The organism is Proteus sp. TSJ240517, assembly GCF_047921575.1.
Lineage (GTDB): Bacteria > Pseudomonadota > Gammaproteobacteria > Enterobacterales > Enterobacteriaceae > Proteus.
On the sequence record NZ_JBLRMH010000009.1, the window covers coordinates 66001 to 86321 of the forward strand.

At 39.9% G+C, this 20321-nt stretch carries 20 protein-coding genes; 11 read left to right on the forward strand and 9 right to left on the reverse strand.

From position 1 onward, the window contains the following. Positions 1 to 17 precede the first annotated feature (17 nt). Together ACNARN_RS15125 and trmL are read left to right on the forward strand one after the other, a co-directional pair. Positions 18 to 1028 carry an NAD-dependent epimerase gene (locus ACNARN_RS15125; protein ID WP_198620329.1) on the forward strand — a complete coding sequence of 337 codons (1011 nt, stop codon included), beginning with the start codon at positions 18 to 20 and terminating at the stop codon, positions 1026 to 1028. 3 nt (positions 1029 to 1031) lie between these two features. After that, positions 1032 to 1535 (forward strand): tRNA (uridine(34)/cytosine(34)/5-carboxymethylaminomethyluridine(34)-2'-O)-methyltransferase TrmL, encoded by a 504-nt coding sequence (gene trmL / locus ACNARN_RS15130; RefSeq protein WP_036933349.1) that lies wholly within the window; start codon positions 1032 to 1034, stop codon positions 1533 to 1535. 73 nt (positions 1536 to 1608) lie between these two features. Here the strand turns inward: trmL and ACNARN_RS15135 are convergent, their stop codons facing one another. From ACNARN_RS15135 to ACNARN_RS15155, 5 genes are all read right to left on the reverse strand, one after another. Next, positions 1609 to 2169 carry a serine acetyltransferase gene (locus ACNARN_RS15135; protein ID WP_198620328.1) on the reverse strand — a complete coding sequence of 187 codons (561 nt, stop codon included), beginning with the start codon at positions 2167 to 2169 and terminating at the stop codon, positions 1609 to 1611. Then, positions 2169 to 2990: a serine O-acetyltransferase gene (cysE, locus tag ACNARN_RS15140; protein ID WP_036914561.1), complete on the reverse strand. Its 822-nt coding sequence runs from the start codon at positions 2988 to 2990 to the stop codon at positions 2169 to 2171. Before cysE ends, ACNARN_RS15135 begins: the two co-directional genes overlap by 1 nt. Positions 2991 to 3083: 93 nt before the next feature. Next, a complete protein-coding gene (gene gpsA / locus ACNARN_RS15145) occupies positions 3084 to 4100 on the reverse strand; it encodes an NAD(P)H-dependent glycerol-3-phosphate dehydrogenase (protein ID WP_198620326.1) in 1017 nt (338 codons plus the stop codon). After that, positions 4100 to 4570, reverse strand: a complete 471-nt coding sequence (gene secB, locus ACNARN_RS15150; protein ID WP_006534205.1) for a protein-export chaperone SecB — start codon at positions 4568 to 4570, stop codon at positions 4100 to 4102. The genes gpsA and secB overlap by 1 nt, the downstream gene beginning before the upstream one ends. 69 nt (positions 4571 to 4639) lie before the next feature. Next, positions 4640 to 5077, reverse strand: a complete 438-nt coding sequence (locus tag ACNARN_RS15155) for a rhodanese-like domain-containing protein (protein ID WP_109373443.1) — start codon at positions 5075 to 5077, stop codon at positions 4640 to 4642. Positions 5078 to 5436: 359 nt separating this feature from the next. Here ACNARN_RS15155 and rimO point away from each other — a divergent pair, with 359 nt between their 5' ends. From rimO to ACNARN_RS15170, 3 genes are all read left to right on the forward strand, one after another. Further along, positions 5437 to 6765 (forward strand): 30S ribosomal protein S12 methylthiotransferase RimO, encoded by a 1329-nt coding sequence (gene rimO / locus ACNARN_RS15160; protein ID WP_006534208.1) that lies wholly within the window; start codon positions 5437 to 5439, stop codon positions 6763 to 6765. A gap of 215 nt (positions 6766 to 6980) precedes the next feature. After that, positions 6981 to 8273 (forward strand): murein hydrolase activator EnvC, encoded by a 1293-nt coding sequence (gene envC / locus ACNARN_RS15165; protein WP_198620325.1) that lies wholly within the window; start codon positions 6981 to 6983, stop codon positions 8271 to 8273. Between the two features lie 2 nt (positions 8274 to 8275). Further along, complete coding sequence (locus ACNARN_RS15170; RefSeq protein WP_416304637.1) at positions 8276 to 9241, forward strand: divergent polysaccharide deacetylase family protein; 966 nt, start codon at positions 8276 to 8278, stop codon at positions 9239 to 9241. 51 nt (positions 9242 to 9292) lie between these two features. Here ACNARN_RS15170 and tdh read toward each other — a convergent pair whose 3' ends face one another. Both tdh and ACNARN_RS15180 read right to left on the reverse strand, forming a co-directional pair. Beyond that, on the reverse strand, positions 9293 to 10318 hold the full coding sequence (tdh, locus tag ACNARN_RS15175; RefSeq protein WP_368887976.1) for an L-threonine 3-dehydrogenase: 1026 nt from the start codon (positions 10316 to 10318) through the stop codon (positions 9293 to 9295). A 9-nt stretch (positions 10319 to 10327) separates the two neighbouring features. Next, the gene (locus tag ACNARN_RS15180) at positions 10328 to 11527 is read right to left on the reverse strand and encodes a glycine C-acetyltransferase (RefSeq protein WP_198620322.1); all 1200 of its coding nucleotides are present in this window, start codon (positions 11525 to 11527) and stop codon (positions 10328 to 10330) included. 270 nt (positions 11528 to 11797) lie between these two features. Here ACNARN_RS15180 and rfaD point away from each other — a divergent pair, with 270 nt between their 5' ends. From rfaD to rfaC, 3 genes are read left to right on the forward strand one after another with little or no spacing between them, the layout of a single operon-like run. Next, positions 11798 to 12736 carry an ADP-glyceromanno-heptose 6-epimerase gene (rfaD, locus tag ACNARN_RS15185; RefSeq protein WP_198620321.1) on the forward strand — a complete coding sequence of 313 codons (939 nt, stop codon included), beginning with the start codon at positions 11798 to 11800 and terminating at the stop codon, positions 12734 to 12736. A 9-nt stretch (positions 12737 to 12745) separates the two neighbouring features. Then, positions 12746 to 13798 (forward strand): ADP-heptose--LPS heptosyltransferase RfaF, encoded by a 1053-nt coding sequence (rfaF, locus tag ACNARN_RS15190; protein WP_198626412.1) that lies wholly within the window; start codon positions 12746 to 12748, stop codon positions 13796 to 13798. Further along, complete coding sequence (gene rfaC, locus ACNARN_RS15195; protein ID WP_416304638.1) at positions 13795 to 14754, forward strand: lipopolysaccharide heptosyltransferase RfaC; 960 nt, start codon at positions 13795 to 13797, stop codon at positions 14752 to 14754. Before rfaF ends, rfaC begins: the two co-directional genes overlap by 4 nt. Before the next feature lie 21 nt (positions 14755 to 14775). Here rfaC and ACNARN_RS15200 read toward each other — a convergent pair whose 3' ends face one another. Together ACNARN_RS15200 and ACNARN_RS15205 are read right to left on the reverse strand one after the other, a co-directional pair. Next, complete coding sequence (locus ACNARN_RS15200; protein ID WP_416304639.1) at positions 14776 to 15849, reverse strand: glycosyltransferase family 9 protein; 1074 nt, start codon at positions 15847 to 15849, stop codon at positions 14776 to 14778. 1 nt (position 15850) lies between these two features. After that, the gene (locus tag ACNARN_RS15205) at positions 15851 to 16813 is read right to left on the reverse strand and encodes a polysaccharide deacetylase family protein (RefSeq protein ID WP_416304640.1); all 963 of its coding nucleotides are present in this window, start codon (positions 16811 to 16813) and stop codon (positions 15851 to 15853) included. Positions 16814 to 16972: 159 nt separating this feature from the next. On the opposite strand from ACNARN_RS15205, the gene rfaQ reads away from it, so the two are divergent. Genes rfaQ through ACNARN_RS15220 form a run of 3 tightly spaced genes read left to right on the forward strand, consistent with a single transcriptional unit; the run spans position 16973 to position 20273 of the window. Beyond that, positions 16973 to 18040 (forward strand): putative lipopolysaccharide heptosyltransferase III, encoded by a 1068-nt coding sequence (gene rfaQ / locus ACNARN_RS15210; protein ID WP_416304641.1) that lies wholly within the window; start codon positions 16973 to 16975, stop codon positions 18038 to 18040. Continuing rightward, complete coding sequence (locus ACNARN_RS15215) at positions 18040 to 19173, forward strand: glycosyltransferase family 4 protein (RefSeq protein WP_349443264.1); 1134 nt, start codon at positions 18040 to 18042, stop codon at positions 19171 to 19173. Before rfaQ ends, ACNARN_RS15215 begins: the two co-directional genes overlap by 1 nt. Further along, complete coding sequence (locus tag ACNARN_RS15220; RefSeq protein ID WP_416304642.1) at positions 19170 to 20273, forward strand: glycosyltransferase; 1104 nt, start codon at positions 19170 to 19172, stop codon at positions 20271 to 20273. Before ACNARN_RS15215 ends, ACNARN_RS15220 begins: the two co-directional genes overlap by 4 nt. Positions 20274 to 20321: the final 48 nt, after the last annotated feature.

The following is a 20321-nucleotide window of genomic DNA, read 5'->3' on the forward strand; positions in this document are numbered from 1 at the left end:
TACGGGTTAATTACGTAATGAAATATTTAGTCACTGGTGCGGCAGGATTCATTGGTTTTCATCTAATAAAAAAACTAATTCAACAAGGTGAAACTGTTGTTGGTATCGATAATCTCAATGATTATTATGATGTCTCTTTAAAAGAATCCAGACTTAACATTCTGAATCAATTAAATAACTTTTCATTTTCTCTTATTGACCTAGCTGATAGGGAAAAAATGGCTAGTCTATTTGAAACTGAGAGATTTGATAGAGTGATTCATCTAGCTGCACAAGCAGGTGTTAGATATTCACTAATTAACCCGTTTTCTTACGCTGATAGCAATTTAACAGGCTTTTTAACGATTTTAGAAGGATGCCGCCATAATAATGTTAAGCATCTTGTTTATGCTTCATCAAGTTCTGTTTATGGCTTAAATGATGAATTGCCATTTTCACCTCATGATCAGGCTAACCACCCTGTTTCTTTATATGCGGCAACGAAAAAAGCTAATGAATTAATGGCTCACAGCTATTCTCATTTATATGGTATACCGACAACTGGATTACGCTTTTTCACTGTCTATGGTCCTTGGGGTCGTCCTGATATGGCATTATTTAAATTTACAAAAGCCATTATCAACGATGATCCTATTGATATTTATAACAACGGTGAAATGAAGCGCGACTTTACTTATGTTGAAGATATCGTGGAAGGTGTGGCTCGCATCGCTGATGTAATACCAACACCACAACAAGATTGGAAAGTGAGTATAGGAACTCCAGCTAACAGCTCTGCACCTTACAAAGTTTATAATATTGGTAATGGTTCTCCAGTTAATTTAATGGATTACATTAGCGCATTAGAAACTCATTTAGGAAAAACTGCAGATAAAAACATGTTACCAATGCAACCAGGCGATGTTTACACCACATGGGCAGATACCGAGGATTTATTTAAAGCAACAGGTTATAAACCTCAAACAAGCGTAGATGAAGGTGTAAAACAGTTTGTTGATTGGTATAAAAATTATTATCAAGTTAAATAAATAATGCTCAATATCGTCTTATTTGAACCCGAAATTCCACCGAATACGGGTAATATTATTCGCCTGTGTGCTAACACAGGCTTTCATCTCCATTTGATCCAACCATTGGGTTTTACTTGGGATGATAAACGTCTCCGTCGTGCTGGGCTTGATTATCGTGAATTTGCTGATATTAAACAGCACCACGATTATTATGCTTTTTTAGAAAGTGAAGGTTTAAACCCTGATAATGCACAATCACCGACAGGTGCGCGTGTATTTGCTTTAACGACAAAAGGGACTCCTGCACACAGTAATGTGAGCTATCAAGATGGAGATTATCTCCTGTTTGGACCTGAAACTCGTGGTTTACCACCTTATGTATTGGATAATATGCCAACACAGCAGAAAATCAGAGTCCCTATGCTTGCAGATAGTCGCAGTATGAACCTATCAAATACTGTTGCCGTTGTAGTTTTCGAGGCATGGCGTCAACTTGGTTATCCTGGTGCATTATTAAGAGACTGAAATGTAAAAAGCGCTGATCATTAATAATGAGCAAGCGCTTTTTTTATTTAATCCAAAGATATTAAAACGTCATTTAATCTATTTCTGGTCGTTTTATTTCAGCAACAACCTTCGTAAGATACCGACACCCTTCCCCTACATCTTTCAACACCAATGCGTGGGCGCCAATCACTGCATTATCACCTATATCTATCTCTCCGCCAATAATCGATGAGTTACAGCCAATATAAACGTTATCACCGACTCGAATATCCGCTTTACCATCTTTCGCTTTTACACCGATTGTCACACCTTGCATTAAGGTCACATTCTCACCTAACTGACAGTAATTAGTTAGTACAATCCCGATGGGATGCGGTAATGAAAGACCTTTGCCTATACGTGTTCTTAGTGAGATATCGTTGCAATAATTACGATTATTGTTAGCACCAATGCGAGTGCCTAATTTTTTAAGAAAGCGATGATTAGAGAAATAAAAGAATTGGGCGACACGCCACCAAAATAGATAACGTGAGCGTTGGCAGAAAAAAACACGGTGCAAAAGCCTTATCCAACTAAAAGGCTTGTTATCACCAATATATTCAGCGTGTAAACAAGCCTTAAGTTCAGAGAGTGTGACTTCGGTTAATGCCATTAAATACCATCACCACATTCAAAACCGGGTACTACACCATTAAAGTGTTGATCCATATCGAGCGAAGGCTTGTCACTGGTCGGTTTACCCACAATGCGAGCAGGAACTCCTGCAACCGTAGTATGTGCTGGCACTTCATGTAATACCACTGATCCCGCACCAATTTTAGCACCGCGACCAATCTCGATATTGCCGAGTATTTTAGCGCCGGCACCAATCATCACGCCTTCGCGCACTTTAGGATGACGATCACCGCAAGTTTTACCTGTACCACCTAAGGTAACAGATTGTAAAATAGAGACATCATTCTCTACGATAGCCGTTTCACCAATCACAATACCTGTCGCGTGATCGAGCATTATGCCATGACCAATGCGGGCTGCAGGATGAATATCAACACCAAAAGTGACTGAAATCTGGTTTTGTAGGTAAATGGCAAGTGCTTTACGATCTTGCCCCCATAACCAATGGGCTATGCGATAAGCTTGTAAGGCATGGAAACCTTTTAGATAAAGCAGAGGTGTGGAGTATTTATCAACAGCAGGATCGCGTAAACGAACGGCGGAAATATCATAAGCGGCAGATTCAATCATAGAATTATCGCTACGATATGCTTCTTCAACAATCTCACGCACAGCAATCGCAGGCATTGTCTGAGTTGCCAGCTTGTTCGCCAACATATAACTTAAAGCACTGCCTAAATTTTCATGCTTGAGTAATGTCGCATGGAAGAAACTGGCCAAAATTGGTTCGCAATCTGCCAAACATCTTGCTTCATTTTTAATATGATCCCAGACTCTTTTTAGCTCTTCTAGCGACATACTCACTCTCATTCTTTTACATTGAAGCCTAAGCAAAAACTTAGGCTTCTTATGTTTAAAACAGAAATAAATAACTGACTATTTAAAATAGACTTAGAACAGATTGCTGTCTATCTCATCTTTCGTTGCGCGGCCTAATAAAGATAATGCCGCTTCTTTGGCATCTTTATGCTGATATAAAATCTGGTAGATCTGCTCAGTGATAGGCATTTCAACACCAACTTGTTCTGCTAATGCGCGAACTTCTTTGGTATTACGATAACCTTCAACTACCTGCCCGATTTTCTCTTGGGCAGTATCAACATCAAAACCTTGACCTAGCATCATGCCGAATCGACGATTACGAGATTGGTTATCAGTACAGGTTAAGACTAAATCACCTAACCCTGCCATTCCCATAAAGGTTGCTGCATCTGCACCTAATGCTTTCCCTAAACGGCTCATTTCAGCAAGACCTCGGGTAATCAGTGCGGTACGTGCATTAGCACCAAAGCCCATACCATCAGACATACCCGCACCAATAGCAATCACGTTTTTTACCGCGCCACCTAATTGCACACCGATAAAGTCAGGGTTTTTATAAACACGGAAGCTTTTGCCACAATGGAACAACTGTTGAAGTTCTTCAGAGAAGGTATTATCCGTTGATGCCACAGAAATCGCAGTAGGTAGACCTGCCGCAAGCTCTTTCGCAAAGGTAGGGCCTGATAAAACTGCTAGCGGGATTTCATTACCTAATACTTCACGCGCTACATCTTGCAATAAGCGACCAGTATGTGCCTCAAGTCCTTTTGTCGCCCAAACAACACGCGCATCCTGACGTAAAAAGGGTTTGATCTGTTGTAATACATCACCAAAAACATGGCTTGGGATCACAACCAGAATATTACGGCTGGCTTCAATGGCTTTTTGCAAAGAAGCTTCCATGTATAAACTATCAGGAAAGGAAACATCGGGCAGAAATGCCTGATTACAGCGAGCTTGCTCTAACGCAGCAACATGCGCAGGATCATGACCCCAAAGCACAACGTCATGACCATTGCGTGCCAGTGTAATCGCTAAAGCGGTGCCGTATGAACCGGCACCGATAACTGTCATAGAAGCGTTCATTAAGCTTCTTCAGCCCCTTCATTAGCGGCATCAGTTTGTTGCTGTTGTAAATAGTTCATAAACAACGCATCAAAGTTAACTGGTGCTAAATTCAGTTGTGGGAAAGTACCACGGCTGACTAAGTTAGTGATACATTCACGAGCATAAGGGAACAGAACGTTAGGGCAATATGCACCTAAGCAATGTGCTAATTGAGTGCCTTCGATACCTTCAACGGTAAAGATACCTGCTTGTTGAACTTCACACAGGAATGCAGTTTCGTTATCCATTGTTGCGGTTACAGTCACGCGCAGAATAACTTCATAGACGTTTTCAGCTAAAGTATTAGAAGAAGTATCCAGATCTAATTTAACTTCTGGTTGCCACTCTTTTTGGAAAACTTGTGGGGCATTAGGCGCTTCAAAAGAGATATCTTTTGTATAGATACGTTGAATTTGAAAAGTCATCTCTTGGTTTTGCTGTTCTGACATAATAATCTTACCTTTTTATATCCTTATTAATTGAATAGCAGTAAGTATAGAACTCAATCTGCCCGCTCGTTACTTTTTACCTTTAGCCAGTGGTAAATTCTCACCACTCCAGCCTGAAAGACCATCTTTTAAGATAAAGACTTTTTCAAAACCGAGTTTAATTAGGCTCTCAGCAGGTTTTGCACCTTCAATGCCTGATGGTGACACAACAATAACTGGCTGTGATTTATATTTCTCCAGCTCAGCAATATTATTACTTTTGATTTCAGAAGGCGTTAAATTGATAGAATCAATGATGTGTCCTTTACGGAACTCATCACGGCTACGGATATCAACACACACCGCATTCTCTTTGTTTATCAAAGAAATCGCTTCTGTACGGGAAATATTTTTCGTCTTAGAAAAAAGCCCTTTAAAGGTCAATACAATGACCGCCACCAGCAATGCGACCCAAACAAAACTTAACAGGGTGTGCCGGTTGAAAAATTGCATTACTTCTTGCAGCATAGGATGCAATCACTCTCGTTAGTTAAAAATAGTATCAAAGAGCCAAAGTATACCTTTGTCATGGCGCAATTACAGCCTATTCCTGCGTTTCTCTTTCTATTTTTGCGGAAAGTTTCTCAACAATCATTTTTTTTATTGACGGATTTATGTACCATTAGTGCCGGTTCCGTGAAAAATGATGAATTGAAAAGGCATTGCCTTTTTACTCTACAGGATCCCTCTTCAGGCAAGCTATTAATAAATCAGCATCCCTTATAATGGCTACTTACGTATAAAATCGCCCATTTTACGTAAGATTTATACCTGTCTGAGATACAACAACTATCTGTTATTTATTTAAAAGTATTGAGAACACGAGCATGTCGCAAACAAATCAAGTGCCTAAAATTGGATTCGTTTCATTAGGTTGTCCTAAAAATTTAGTGGACTCTGAACGTATCCTAACCGAACTGCGCACAGAAGGTTATCAAGTTGTTCCTACCTATAATGATGCTGATTTAGTCATCGTCAACACCTGTGGGTTTATTGACAGCGCAGTACAAGAATCGCTAGAAGCGATTGGTGAAGCACTCGATGAAAACGGTAAAGTGATTGTTACTGGCTGTTTAGGTGCAAAAGAGAACCAAATTCGTGAAGTGCACCCAAAAGTACTCGAAATCACAGGGCCTCATAGTTATGAGCAAGTTTTATCTCATATTCACCACTATGTACCAAAACCTGATCACAATCCTTTTCTCAGCCTTGTTCCTGAACAAGGTGTAAAATTAACGCCTCGTCATTACGCCTATTTAAAAATATCTGAAGGCTGTAATCACCGTTGTACTTTCTGCATTATTCCATCAATGCGAGGCGATTTAGACAGTCGTCCAATTGGTGAAGTATTAGGTGAAGCTAAAAGATTAGTTAATGCAGGCGTAAAAGAGTTACTTGTTATCTCTCAAGATACTTCTGCTTACGGTGTTGATACTAAACATCAAACGGGTTTTTGGGATGGAATGCCTGTCAAAACCAGTATGGTCAGTTTATGTGAACAACTGGCAAAATTAGGCATTTGGGTTCGTTTACACTACGTTTATCCATACCCACATGTTGATGATGTCATTCCTTTAATGGCTGAAGGCAAAATTTTGCCTTATTTAGATATTCCGCTTCAGCATGCTAGCCCTAAGATCTTAAAACTGATGAAACGCCCAGGCTCTGTTGAACGTACCTTAGAGCGCGTAAAACGCTGGCGTGAAATTTGCCCTGAATTAACCTTACGTTCTACCTTTATTGTTGGTTTTCCGGGGGAAACAGAAGAAGATTTCCAAATGTTGTTGGATTTCCTCACCGAAGCTCGTTTAGATCGCGTAGGTTGCTTTAAATACAGCCCTGTTGATGGTGCAAAAGCAAATGAACTGGCGGATCAAGTGCCTGAAGAAGTGAAAGAAGAACGTTATCATCGCTTTATGCAGTTGCAACAACAAATTTCGACTGAACGCCTGCAAGAAAAAATCGGCAAAGTATTGCTGGTTATGATTGATGAAGTCGATGAAGAAGGCGCGATTGGTCGTAGCATGGCTGATGCTCCTGAAATTGATGGTGCGGTTTACCTCAATGAGCAATTTGATGTAGAGCCAGGGCAAATCGTGCGTGTTCTTATTGAACATGCTGACGAATATGACCTTTGGGGTACTATCGTCGAATAATCTCTCTCGTGGACAGCGTGATATTCTATTGCGCTGTCACACAGATTGCCTCTTTTTTCCGCTCTCTTATTATTATTGCTTTATAATCTCTTATTAATTGAATAGATTACCTGTTAGGTATTATCTGAAATTTCGGCTTTATTTCGTGTTAGCTGGTCAGTTGTTTTGTGACATGAAATAATCTTACAAACTGTTATGAAAGGTACGTTGGTCAGATGGCAGAGAAAATGGATCTTCAAAAAAAAACACATCCGTCTTATCGTGTATTTTCTTTACCGTTAATCACGTTGCTTATTAGCACCTCTCTCTTTTCTGCATCACCTGTTTTTGCGAACACATTAACGGATAATCGTAATCAGCTAAAAGATTTACAAACCACGATTGCTGAAAAAGAAAAACAGGTTCAAGAACAACAAAAACAACGTACAGCCCTTCTTAATCAATTAAAAACACAGGAAACCCAAATTTCTAGCGCTGGTCGCTCTGTGCATGAAACACAAAACCGCTTACAAACATTAGGCAAAGAGATCAAAACCATTACCGCAAATATTGCACGCTTACAAAAACAGTATCAGTCTCAACAAGAATTATTAGCTCGCCAAATGGATGCGGCTTATCGTCAAGGTAAACATCAAGGTATAGAGCTTCTATTTCGTGGTGAAGAAGGCCAGCGTGAAGAGCGTATCTTAGCGTATTACAGCTATATTAATGATGCGCGTAAAGAAACAATGGCAGAGCTTGCTCAAACCTCAAAAGAACTTGAAGCGGAAAAAAACGCTCAACAAGCAAAACAAAATGAACAAAAACAAGTTCTCACAAAGCAACAACAAGAGAAGCAAAAGCTTGATAACGCATTAGCCGCTCGCCAAAAAACGCTAACTCAACTTGAATCAACATTAAAAGCGGATCAGAAAAATTTAGCCACTATGCGGGCTAACGAAGCACAGTTAAGAAATAAAATTGCACAAGCAGAGCGTGAAGCCAAAGCCCGTGCTGAGCGAGAGGCCCGAGAAGCCGCTCGCATTGCAGCAAAACAGCGTGAAGCACAACAACGAGGTTCAACCTATAAACCAACAGCCGAAGAGCAATCATTGATGTCTCGTACAGGCGGTTTGGGTAGACCTGCTGGACAAGCCATTTGGCCTATCAGAGGCTCTTTATTACACCGTTTTGGCGAGTCTATTTCTGGCTCTGGAGAATTACGTTGGAAAGGTATTGTTATACCCGCGGCGCAAGGTACCGAAGTGAAAGCTATTGCTGATGGTCGCGTGTTGTTAGCCGATTGGCTTCAAGGCTATGGTTTAGTCGTCGTGGTTGAACACGGTAAAGGCGATATGAGTCTTTACGGTTATAACCAAAGTGCTTTAGTGAATGTAGGTCAGCAAGTTAAAGCTGGACAAGCTATTGCTTTAGTCGGTAACAGTGGTGGGCAAGAGCGTTCAGCACTCTATTTTGAAATTAGACGTCAAGGGAAAGCGGTAAATCCAGTTCCTTGGCTTGGGAGGTAGGTTTGAAATTACTTGGCACATTACAACGCAAGCGCTCTTTTTTACTTAGTTTAATGTTGCTAAGTCTGGTTGTGAGTACTCCCGCATTCGCAGCCAAATTAGCCATTGTGATTGATGATTTTGGTTATCGTAAAAAAGAAGATAACCAAGTTTTACAACTTCCTACGGCAGTTTCTATCGCTATTTTACCTGATTCCCCTCATGGTAAAGAAATGGCAACTAAAGCTCATGCTCAAGGGCGAGAAATCCTGATCCACATGCCAATGGCTCCTATTAGCAAACAACCTCTAGAGCGCGATACCCTAAAACCTTCTATGGGACAGGATGAAATTAACCGCATTATTCAGCATGCTATTAGTAATGTTCCTTTCGCTGTCGGTATGAATAACCATATGGGTAGTGCGATGACCTCCGATAGACAAGCGATGGATAGAGTCATTAAAGCCCTTAATCACTCAAACCTCTATTTTTTAGATAGCGTGACCATTGGTAATACACAAGCGGCCATTGCTGCAAAAGCCGCAGGTGTTCCTTCTTTACGCCGTCATGTTTTTCTCGATAACGTACAAACCGAAGCTGAAACAAGACAACAACTCGCTCGCGCTATTGCTTTAGCACGAAAGAATGGCTCTGCAATTGCGATTGGACACCCTCACCCTTCAACCGTCCGAGCATTACAGCAGCAGTTGCCTTTATTACCTGCTGATATTCAACTGGTTGCACCGAGTACTCTATTAAAACCACAGGCAGAAAAACCAATACAACCAGAACCACCCAAAGTTGTACCGCCAACAGAACAACCACAAGAGCCAAAACCTGCGTCTTGGTTAAAACCCGCACAAGAAGCCATTATTTCGATGAAAAAAAGTACGCTGATTAATACCTTATCAAGCGGATTTAACTCATCAGAAAAAAAGAAAATACCGCCTACGCCTACTCCGAACGAAATCGGTGAAGTTGAAAAATAATGCAACAAAAAAGAGCCTTAAAAGGCTCTTTTTTTGCTTAGCTATCACATATCACAGCCAATCTAAAATCACTTTACCCGATTGACCTGAACGCATGATATCAAAGCCTTTTTGAAATTCATCAATTGGGAATTGATGAGTAATAATAGGCGAGAGATCAAGGCCAGACTGAATAAGTGCCGCCATTTTATACCATGTTTCGAACATCTCACGGCCATAGATACCTTTAATAAACAATCCCTTAAAGATAACTTGTCCCCAATCAATCGCCATATCAGAAGGCGGAATACCTAAAAGGGCAATACGACCGCCATGATTCATAGTATTCAGCATGGTACGAAACGCAGGTGGTGCACCTGACATTTCTAATCCCACATCAAAACCTTCTGTCATGCCTAGCTCTTTCATCACATCGATTAAGTTTTCTTTGCTGACATTAACTGCTCGGGTAACACCCATTTTTTTCGCAAGATCAAGGCGATATTCATTAACATCCGTGATCACCACATGACGTGCACCCACATGTTTACAAATTGCAGCAGCCATAATACCAATTGGGCCAGCACCAGAAACCAGCACATCTTCTCCCACTAAATCAAAAGATAACGCGGTATGAACGGCATTACCAAATGGGTCAAAAATAGCTGCTAATTCATCAGGAATATTGTCTGGAATTTTAAATGCATTAAAGGCAGGGATAACCAGATATTCAGCAAAACAGCCCGGGCGATTTACACCCACCCCAATGGTATTACGGCATAAATGCGTACGACCACCACGGCAATTACGGCAATGACCACAAGTGATATGCCCTTCACCAGAGACGCGATCACCAATATTAAAACCTTTCACTTCCTGTCCTATCGCAACAATTTCGCCGATATACTCATGACCCACAACCATAGGAACAGGAATTGTTTTTTGTGACCACTCGTCCCAGTTATAAATATGAACATCAGTGCCACAAATTGCTGTTTTACGAATTTTGATCATCACATCGTTATGACCAAGTTCAGGTACTGGAACATCGGTCATCCAGATACCTTCTTGCGCTTTTAATTTTGACAATGCTTTCATATGGGAACCTTATGCAATCACATTAAGTTGTTTGCCGATTTTGATAAATGCCGCCACTGCACGCTCAATTTGTTCAGTAGTATGTGCTGCCGACATTTGTGTACGAATACGAGCTTGGCCTTGTGGTACAACAGGATAGAAGAATCCTGTGACATAAATTCCTTCATCAAGTAAGCGGGTTGCAAACTCTTGTGCTAATTTAGCGTCGCCTAGCATCACTGGAATAATCGCGTGATCAGCACCCGCCAATGTAAAGCCTGCCGCACTCATTTTTTCACGGAAAAGCGAAGCGTTACGCCATAAACGAGCACGTATTTCATCGCCTGTTTTCAGCATATCTAAAACAGCAATAGAGGCAGAAACAATTGCAGGTGCTAACGAGTTGGAAAATAAATAAGGGCGAGAACGCTGACGTAACCACTCAACCACTTCTTTGCGTGCTGCGGTGTAACCACCCGATGCACCGCCTAAGGCTTTACCTAAAGTGCCCGTGATAATGTCGACTCTGTCCATCACATCACAATACTCATGAGTTCCGCGGCCTTGTTCACCCACAAAACCCACGGCATGCGAATCATCGACCATCACTAAGGCACCAAATTCATCCGCTAAATCACAGATACTTTTAAGATCTGCAATCACACCATCCATAGAAAATACGCCGTCTGTCGCGATCATAATGTGGCGAGCATTCTCTGCTTTAGCTTTTTCAAGTTGTGCGCGCAGTTCTGCCATATTGTTATTGGCGTAGCGATAACGCTTCGCTTTACATAAACGCACACCATCAATAATAGAAGCATGGTTTAAGGCATCAGAGATAATTGCATCTTCGGGCCCCATTAATGTTTCAAATAATCCACCATTGGCATCAAAGCAAGAGGAATACAAAATGGCATCTTCCATACCTAAAAATTCAGCAATTTTATTTTCTAATGTTTTATGTGAATCTTGAGTACCACAAATAAAACGTACAGATGCCATACCAAAACCGTGGCTATCCATACCTGCTTTTGCTGCTTCAATCAGTTTGGGATGATTAGCCAAACCTAAATAGTTATTGGCGCAGAAGTTAATAACATGGCTTCCGTCAGCAACGGCGATATCTGCGTTTTGTGAAGAAGTGATGATACGCTCATTTTTAAAGAGGCCATCTTGACGAGTTTGTTCGAGTTGTTGATTAATTTGTTGATAGAAAGAGTGGGTAGACATACTTTCTCCTAAGACTACAGGGCGAAAAGAGGTAACATACATTTTTGATTATAATGTAGTCGTTATTGTTTCTTATTCTATTCCTTTGTTCTATTAAAAACGACAAATGTAAATAAATAATGTTATTTATGTAATTAAGATCACTAATACACACTGTGTTTATCGAGAATTTCAGCCTGTTGTTCCGTGATGAATACTACCGTTAATGCTGTTCAGTGTTATTATAGACCTAGAGCTAATTTTTAGATTTTTATATGAAGGGGTAGCCACATGATTATCGTCACGGGCGGTGCAGGTTTTATCGGCAGCAATATTGTTAAAGCATTAAATGATGAAGGTTATACCGATATATTGGTTGTTGATAACCTTAAAGATGGCACCAAGTTCGTGAATTTGGTCGATCTGAATATTACCGATTACATGGATAAAGAAGATTTTATTGCGAGCGTTGTTGCTGGTGATGATTTCGGCGATATCGATGCAGTTTTCCATGAAGGTGCTTGCTCATCGACCACTGAGTGGGATGGCAAATATATGATGGATAACAACTATCAATATTCTAAAGAGCTACTTCATTTTTGTCTTGAACGCCAAATTCCTTTCTTATATGCCTCTTCGGCTGCCACTTATGGCGGTCGTACAGATAACTTTATCGAAGATAGAAAATACGAAGCACCTTTAAATGTCTACGGTTATTCAAAATTCCTATTCGATGAATATGTACGCCAAATTTTACCTGAAGCAGAATCGATGATTTGTGGCTTCCGTTATTTTAATGTTTATGGCCCTCGTGAAGGACATAAAGGCGGTATGGCAAGTGTTGCATTCCACTTAAATAACCAAGTAAATGCTGGACAAAATCCTAAGTTATTTGAAGGTAGCGAAACCTTCCAACGCGACTTTATTTATGTAGGTGATGTGGCTGCGGTTAATTTATGGTTCTGGCGCAATAATGTATCGGGAATTTTTAACTGTGGTACAGGCCGCGCTGAATCATTCCAAGCGGTTGCAAACGCAGTTATTGCGCACCATAAAGATAAAGATCTCTCTATCGAACATATTGAATTTCCAGAAAAATTGAAAGGTCGTTATCAAGCCTTTACACAAGCAGATCTCACAAACTTACGTAAAGCAGGTTATACCGCACCATTTAAAACGGTTGCCGAAGGCGTTGAGCTTTATATGCAATGGTTAAATCAAGGTAAGTAATCGCTGTTTATGAAAATCTTTGTGGTAGGGCCTTCATGGGTCGGGGACATGATGATGTCTCAAAGTCTTTATCGTACATTGAAAGCATTACATCCTGCGGCAACGATTGATGTGATGGCACCAGCGTGGTGCCGTCCATTACTTGAAAAAATGCCAGAAGTTGATAATGCCATCCCAATGCCGTTAGGCCATGGTGCATTAGCGATTGGTGAGCGTCGTCGTTTAGGAAAGCAATTAAGAGAAAATGGTTACACGCACGCTTATGTATTACCTAACTCGTTTAAATCTGCATTAGTCCCTTTCTTTGCAGATATTCCTAAGCGTACAGGCTGGCGTGGAGAAATGCGTTATGGCCTATTAAATGATTTACGCCCTTTAGATAAAGATGCCTTCCCGCTGATGGTTGAACGCTATGTGGCTCTAGCTTATGACAAGCAAAAAGTCCAAAAAGCGACAGATTTACCTCAACCTCTGCTTTGGCCTAAGTTATCGGTTACAGAGCGTGATATATCTACCACATTGACTCAATTTTCATTATCTACACAGCGCCCTGCCATTGGTTTTTGCCCCGGTGCCGAATTTGGTCCTGCAAAACGTTGGCCTCATTATCATTATGCAGCTTTAGCACAAAAATTAATTGCTGAGCAGGGTTATCAGATTTTCCTTTTTGGCTCTCAAAAAGATAAAGAAGCGGGCGAAGAGATAAAACAAGCCCTAACACCAGAAGCACGTGAAGCCTGTTTTAATCTGGCAGGTGAAACCAGCCTTGAACAAGCGGTTAATTTGATTGCGTCTTGCAAAGCCGTCGTCAGTAATGATTCTGGTTTAATGCATGTAGCAGCTGCATTAGAACGCCCATTAGTCGCACTTTACGGCCCAAGTAGCCCTGATTTTACACCTCCGTTATCCCATAAAGCGCGTGTGATCCGTTTAATTACGGGTTATCACAAAATCCGTAAAGGGGATGCTGAACAAGGCTATCACCAAAGCTTAATTGATATTCAGCCAGAGCAAGTCTTTGCGGAACTTGAACACTTGTTGTCAACGGAGCCATCAGCGTGAAGCGGGTATTAATCGTTAAAACCTCCTCTATGGGAGATGTTTTACATACATTGCCCGCATTGACTGATGCAATAAATGCGTATCCTGATATCCGTTTTGACTGGGCTGTTGAAGAAGGCTTTGCACAAATTCCAAGCTGGCACCAAGCTGTTGATACTGTTATTCCAGTAGCAATACGCCGTTGGCGTAAAAATTGGTTTAGTGCGCCTATTCGTGCTGAGCGCTCACAATTTCGTCAAGCGATTCAAGCTCATCATTATGATGCTGTGATTGATGCACAAGGTTTACTAAAAAGTGCATTTTTAGTGACACGCTACGCCAAAGGCACTAAACACGGCTATTCTCGTCAATGCGCCCGCGAGCCTTTAGCTAGTCTTTTCTACAATGTTCGCCATGATGTCAGCAAAAAAATGCATGCGGTTGAACGTATTCGCCAACTCTTTGCGCTGAGCTTAAATTATCCCATTCCACAATCTCAAGGTGATTATGGGATTGCACAGCATTTTCTCTCACTTCCATCCTTTGATGAACGCCCTTATTTGGTATTCTTGCACGCAACAACCCGTGATGAAAAACACTGGCCAGAATCTCATTGGCGAGAATTAATCGCCCTACTCGCTGATTCAGGATTGCGCATTAAGTTACCTTGGGGCGCAGAGCATGAACATCAACGCGCTATCCGCCTAGCTAAAGATTTTGACTATGTTGATGTATTGCCAAAAATGTCGCTCGCGGATGTTGCTCAAGTGATTGCTGGTGCAAAAAGTGTAGTTTCTGTGGATACGGGGTTAAGCCACTTAACCGCGGCATTAGATAAACCGAATATCACTCTATTTGGCCCTACCGATCCTGGTTTAATCGGCGGTTACGGTAAGGCACAAATGTCTGTGAAAGCAGAAGGTGGAGATATTGGTGAGATAAAGCCACAGCAAATATTCGACCTTCTTGATATTTAGTCTTATAAACCCTAAAGATCACTAGCCTTTTAGGGTTTTATTGACTGCATTAAAGACTTCATCAACCGTTATAAGATCCATTGATGCCTGTATTCCTTCATTTAAGCTAAGCTTCTTATTGATAATAGTATGTAAATGAAGATCTTGATAAGGCCCTGTCCATTTAGGATCTGCTGTTGCAAATAAACTCACTGTTGGACACTGTAATGTAATCGCTAAATGCAGAGGTCCAGTATCTCCTGTGACTAATACATCCATTATTTTTATCTGACTTAGCAACTCAGGTAATGAAGTTTTACCTACTAGATTTTCAATATTGTTATGATATTGCTCTGGCAACAATATAAAAAACGCTTCTGGTAATTCTAACTCTCTTGGTGAACCAATTAGCTTAATCCGTAAAGATGGGTCACTATCAATAAGTTTTTGAGCTAGCTCTACAAAGTATTTAATAGGCCACCTACGCTCTTGCGTTGATGCCCCCATCTGGAATCCAACAATATGATATTCGCCTTTATCTAATTGTTCTATTTCACACGGAAATTCCATTCTTGTATCCGTGCTATCTATTCCCAAATAACGAATAAGATTAAGTTTACTTTGGATAACATGTCCAGATGCGGGTTTATGATCAGCAATAATCCATTTCTGAAACCACTCTGGAATAACATGAAAAGTATTACGTAAAATATATTGGCAACCTGCCATTACTGCGAATAGCACATCATAAGGGAGGTGAGAATGTAAAATTACAGCTAATTCAGGCTTATATTTTTTTGCCTGTAAGGCAATAGGAAGTAAGTTTTTTATTTTATTATCCCAATAAATCACACTGTCTATTTGGTCATAGCTTTCAACTAATAACCTATTTTTCTCACTCGAAACTAATGTGATATGAGCATCTGGATAATGCGCACGAATGGCTCTTATCGCTGGGGTATTAAACATAAAATCCCCAAGCGCAGTCGTTGAAAAAATAAGAATGCTGTTAAATTGAATATCTGATGAAAATGTATCCGTTTTTTTCATCTTGCCAAAAAGTGGGTTATAGATATTTAAGAAGTTATGTACCCATTTCAGTTTTTTCAACTTCATTTTATTTTGCCTGTACTTTACTTTGATAATACTCAGCCAGCGTCATGCCCTGCACTTTATCTTTTAAGAAACTAAATAGCGTTTCTAAATCGTTATATAGCCCTTCGATATCTTTTTCTGTGCGGAATGTGGGGCTACCACCTGGCATAAATTCAGACGAGTGCAACATAAACTCAATATGATCATGACCTTGTGCTAAAGATTTTTCTGCTACTTCAATCATCTGGTGTACATTTCCGCCTTTAGGGCGTAGCCAATTTACAGAAGGTGCCCGCTGTTTACCTCTTAATTTATCGTAACCTTGCTTAAATTTATTCATTAAAGGTGAGTACTTATATTGAATACTCATCGGCACTTCTAGCAACGTAGAGTTCCCCTTTTTAGTGATATCCTCTAGATCTATAAAGTAAGCATGACTTGGAAAATCAGTGTAATTTGTTCCACCCGATTGCGCGGGATCACCTTTGGTAAAACGCCAATCCACTTTAGGTGTTACAGAGCAATCAACTTGATAACCAAATTCAACTAAAAGCTGTGCATAAATTTCATTAAATGCCCAACGACCCGCTCGATGACTTAACATTTTGGTTTGTAGTTTATTTTCAAGTAAGTCAGTCATTAACGCGATTTTTTCTCGCATTTGATCTTTAGGATATTCAATTAAATAAGGCTGATGATGTAAATCATCATTGGTTAAAGGTACAAGTGGTGGGCTATTCCATGCATGTAAGTGCATACCAATTTCACCCGTATTACGTGCAATAACATCACGAGCAAACTCAATATAGGCATCATCCATTACCATTTCGTAATTTGTTAGCCAAACGGGTTTAAAATGAAAATGCTCGCAAAGTTGCTGAAAGCGGGGTAAAAAATGCGTATTTTGTGTAGTGATATCACGTTCGTTTTCCCAAAGATTATCGCCTTCGGTATCTAATGTGATAATAAATGCTGGTTTAGTCATGCATTCCCCGCCAACTTATGGATTATAGGTTCATAATTGAATGAATTGTTCTATGTTACGCAGTAGAAAACGGCAATTCAATCAATATAAATACAGTATGGTAGATGCATTCTGTGGATTTGTTTACAATTAGAGTATCTCACTAAAGCTAAAGTAATTATGACTAATATAAATCAATCATTTAATAGAATACTGGTTATTAAACTCCAACATCATGGAGATATGTTATTAACGACGCCCGTTATATGCTCATTAAAATCAGCTTATCCTAATGCAACGATTGATGTTTTATTATACAAAGAAACATTACCTATGCTTGAGCACAACCCATTCATCAATAATATTTTTTATCTTGATCGTAATTGGAAACATCAAGGTAAATTCACTCGATTAAAAAAAGAGTGGGAACTTGGTCGAATATTACAAAAACAGCAATATGATTTAGTTGTTAATTTAGCTGATCAGTGGAAAGCTGCAATTTTTGCTTTGGTCACTAAAGCACAAGTGCGCTTAGGTTTTGAATTTGAAAAGCGCAAAAACAGTCAGTTTTGGAAAAAATGCCACAATATTATTGTCTCTACGGCAGATCATGGACAGCTACACACTGTTGAACAAAATCTGAGTATCCTTGCTCCACTTAATATTCCTATTATTTCAGATGTTATGATGGCTTATAGCGAAGCAGATAAACAGTGGTTAACTGAGACTATTGAAAAATATCATCTCCCTAAAAACTATATCGTTATACAACCAACCTCTCGCTGGTTTTTCAAATGCTGGGATGAAGATAAAATGGCGACTTTAATTACAAAGCTTCAGCAAAATCATTATTCCGTAGTGTTAACTTCGGGCCCAGAAGCAAAAGAATTAGAGATGATACAAACTATTTTGGCACGCTGCCCAAACAAAGATGTGATAACGGTTTTAGCTGGGCAAACATCTTTATCTCAACTTGCTGTATTAATTGATAATGCAGGACTTTTTATTGGTGTTGATTCTGTCGCAATGCATATGGCTGCTGCATTAAAAACGCCTTTAGTTGCTCTTTTTGGTCCTTCTAAACTTGAACATTGGCACCCTTGGCAAGCAGTAGGTGAAACAATATGGGCAGGCAATTATGACGATATTCCACACCCAGACCATATAAAGACAGACACCCAACAACGTTATCTTTCCGCTATTCCGGTTGATGTGGTTTACAACACAGCTATAAGGCATTTATCTTAATGAATCACCCGTTACGACTCGCCATTGTCAGACAAAAATATCGCCCAGATGGGGGAGCAGAACGCTTTATTGCGCGCGCATTAGATGCATTATCCAACGATGACCTTGAACTCAATGTGATCACGCGAGAATGGCAAGGTGATACTAATTCAGATTGGCATATTCACTTATGCAATCCACGAAAATTGGGCAGGATTAGCCGAGAATTGGGTTTCGCTAAGGCAGCTAGAGCATGTTGGCAGGAAAATCATTTTGATATTGTTCAAAGCCATGAACGTATCGCAGGTTGTGATATTTTTCGTGCTGGTGATGGTGTACATCGCCGATGGCTATTACAACGCCAAAGAATATTGCCTAATTGGAAAGGGCGTTGGCTATTTTATGATAGATACCACCGCTATGTAATGAATGCAGAAAAACAGATGTATGCCGATCCCGCATTAAAACAAGTTATCTGTAATTCACAGATGGTTAAAAATGAAATTATTGAGGATTTTGGTGTTTCTGCCGATAAAATAACTGTCATTTATAATGCAATTGACCATAATGCTTTCGTACCTGCAACAAGTTCTCAAAAAGAGACCTTAAAAACACAATATAATATTCCACACGATGTACCTTGCTTTATTTATGTGGGATCAGGCTTCGAACGTAAAGGCTTAGCAGCTGCTATCTCAGCAATAGCAAAGACATCAGCTATATTGTTAGTAGTTGGAAGTGATAAAAATCAGCGTAAATATGAACAACTCGCAACACAATTAGGTTGTGAGCAACGCATTTTCTTTTTAGGTATGCAGAAAAAAACACTCGATTTTTATCAAATCGCGGATGCATTACTACTTCCTACTCTTTATGACCCTTTTCCTAATGTTATTCTTGAGGCATTATCGTGTGGTTTACCGGTGATCACCTCAACGACTTGTGGTGGTGCAGAGTTTATTCAACATGGTAAAAATGGATTTGTTTGTGATGCATTAGATATTTCAGCATTAACTGATGCGATTACACAGATCCCAAAAGAAACAGCGTGGACTGAGATGTCACAAGTGGCGAGAGAGACCATTCTCCCTTATACACCACAACGATTATCAGGCGAGCTTATTTCACTTTATAAACGGATATTAGCCTTGTGAGTCAACAACATATACTTTTTATTATTGATGGATTACCGGGTGGTGGCGCTGAAAATGTCACGCTCAGGCTAGCTAATGGTTTTCATCAAGCAGGATACCAAGTCACATTATTATCCTTACATAATAAATTAGCGTATGAACTACCTGATTTTATTGATTATATTGTTGATCATGATAACTATCGTGGAATTTTTAGAAAATTAACTGAAATATCGCGTAGAGCAAAATCGCTTGATAATGTACTCACTCAACTTTTTGCTAAAAAAGGGCGCCCAGCGCTTGTTCTTTCTAATTTACATAAAACAGACCGTATTGTTTGTCGCTCTAAACAACTAAAAAGCTGCAATGTTTGGTACTGTATTCACGGCATTTACTCTCAATCTTATCTTGGTAATAAATCAGGATTTTCATATTGGTTGAAAAAAATAAAAATCCAACGAGTTTATCGAGATAAAAATCTCGTTTGTGTTTCTAATGCGGTAAAAGATGATCTAATCAATGCCATTGGTATTCATGCTGAACAACTAAAAACTATTTATAACCCATTTAATATTGAAGAAATACAGCAAAAAGCTACCCTTTCTAATCCATTTGCCGAACAAGATTATATCTTGCATGTGGGTCGATTACATGAAGTAAAAAGACAAGACAGATTAATTGAGGCTTTTGCTAAAGCCGATTTACCTTGCCAACTCATTATATTAGGTGAAGGTACTCCCACCGTTAAACAGCAATTAAAAGCTCAAATTAAACAACTTAACTTAGTGGAGAAAGTAACACTTGCGGGTTTTATCCCAAACCCTCTCCCTGCAATCAAAGGCGCTAAAGTGGTTGCATTAAGCTCTGATAGTGAAGGGCTTCCTACTGTATTAATTGAAGCATTAATATGTGGTGTGCCTATCGTCAGTACTCGATGCCCTGGTGGGGTCAGCGAAATTATGACAGACGAGCTTTCTGATTACCTCTCTACAATGGATAGTGACTCTCTCGCAGAAAAACTTCGCCTTGCGTATTATTCACAGCCTCAAATATTGCCATCATCCTATGCAAAATTTGAACTAAACCATATTTTAAAGCAGTATATCGCTTTAATTCCTTAATCCGCGCTTACTTGTTTTACACACTTTCTCTCACACAGTGTGATACTA

Excerpts from the sequence above, each read along its gene's own strand:
- envC (WP_198620325.1), top strand. The coding sequence starts at position 6,981 with ATGGCAGAGAAAATGGATCTTCAAAAAAAAACACATCCGTCTTATCGT.
- rfaQ (WP_416304641.1), top strand. The coding sequence starts at position 16,973 with ATGACTAATATAAATCAATCATTTAATAGAATACTGGTTATTAAACTC.
- ACNARN_RS15215 (WP_349443264.1), top strand. The coding sequence starts at position 18,040 with ATGAATCACCCGTTACGACTCGCCATTGTCAGACAAAAATATCGCCCA.
- ACNARN_RS15200 (WP_416304639.1), bottom strand. The coding sequence starts at position 15,849 with ATGAAGTTGAAAAAACTGAAATGGGTACATAACTTCTTAAATATCTAT.
- cysE (WP_036914561.1), bottom strand. The coding sequence starts at position 2,990 with ATGTCGCTAGAAGAGCTAAAAAGAGTCTGGGATCATATTAAAAATGAA.
- ACNARN_RS15205 (WP_416304640.1), bottom strand. The coding sequence starts at position 16,813 with ATGACTAAACCAGCATTTATTATCACATTAGATACCGAAGGCGATAAT.
- trmL (WP_036933349.1), top strand. The coding sequence starts at position 1,032 with ATGCTCAATATCGTCTTATTTGAACCCGAAATTCCACCGAATACGGGT.
- secB (WP_006534205.1), bottom strand. The coding sequence starts at position 4,570 with ATGTCAGAACAGCAAAACCAAGAGATGACTTTTCAAATTCAACGTATC.
- ACNARN_RS15180 (WP_198620322.1), bottom strand. The coding sequence starts at position 11,527 with ATGTCTACCCACTCTTTCTATCAACAAATTAATCAACAACTCGAACAA.
- rfaF (WP_198626412.1), top strand. The coding sequence starts at position 12,746 with ATGAAAATCTTTGTGGTAGGGCCTTCATGGGTCGGGGACATGATGATG.
- ACNARN_RS15125 (WP_198620329.1), top strand. The coding sequence starts at position 18 with ATGAAATATTTAGTCACTGGTGCGGCAGGATTCATTGGTTTTCATCTA.
- ACNARN_RS15135 (WP_198620328.1), bottom strand. The coding sequence starts at position 2,169 with ATGGCATTAACCGAAGTCACACTCTCTGAACTTAAGGCTTGTTTACAC.
- rfaD (WP_198620321.1), top strand. The coding sequence starts at position 11,798 with ATGATTATCGTCACGGGCGGTGCAGGTTTTATCGGCAGCAATATTGTT.
- tdh (WP_368887976.1), bottom strand. The coding sequence starts at position 10,318 with ATGAAAGCATTGTCAAAATTAAAAGCGCAAGAAGGTATCTGGATGACC.
- ACNARN_RS15155 (WP_109373443.1), bottom strand. The coding sequence starts at position 5,077 with ATGCTGCAAGAAGTAATGCAATTTTTCAACCGGCACACCCTGTTAAGT.
- rimO (WP_006534208.1), top strand. The coding sequence starts at position 5,437 with ATGTCGCAAACAAATCAAGTGCCTAAAATTGGATTCGTTTCATTAGGT.
- gpsA (WP_198620326.1), bottom strand. The coding sequence starts at position 4,100 with ATGAACGCTTCTATGACAGTTATCGGTGCCGGTTCATACGGCACCGCT.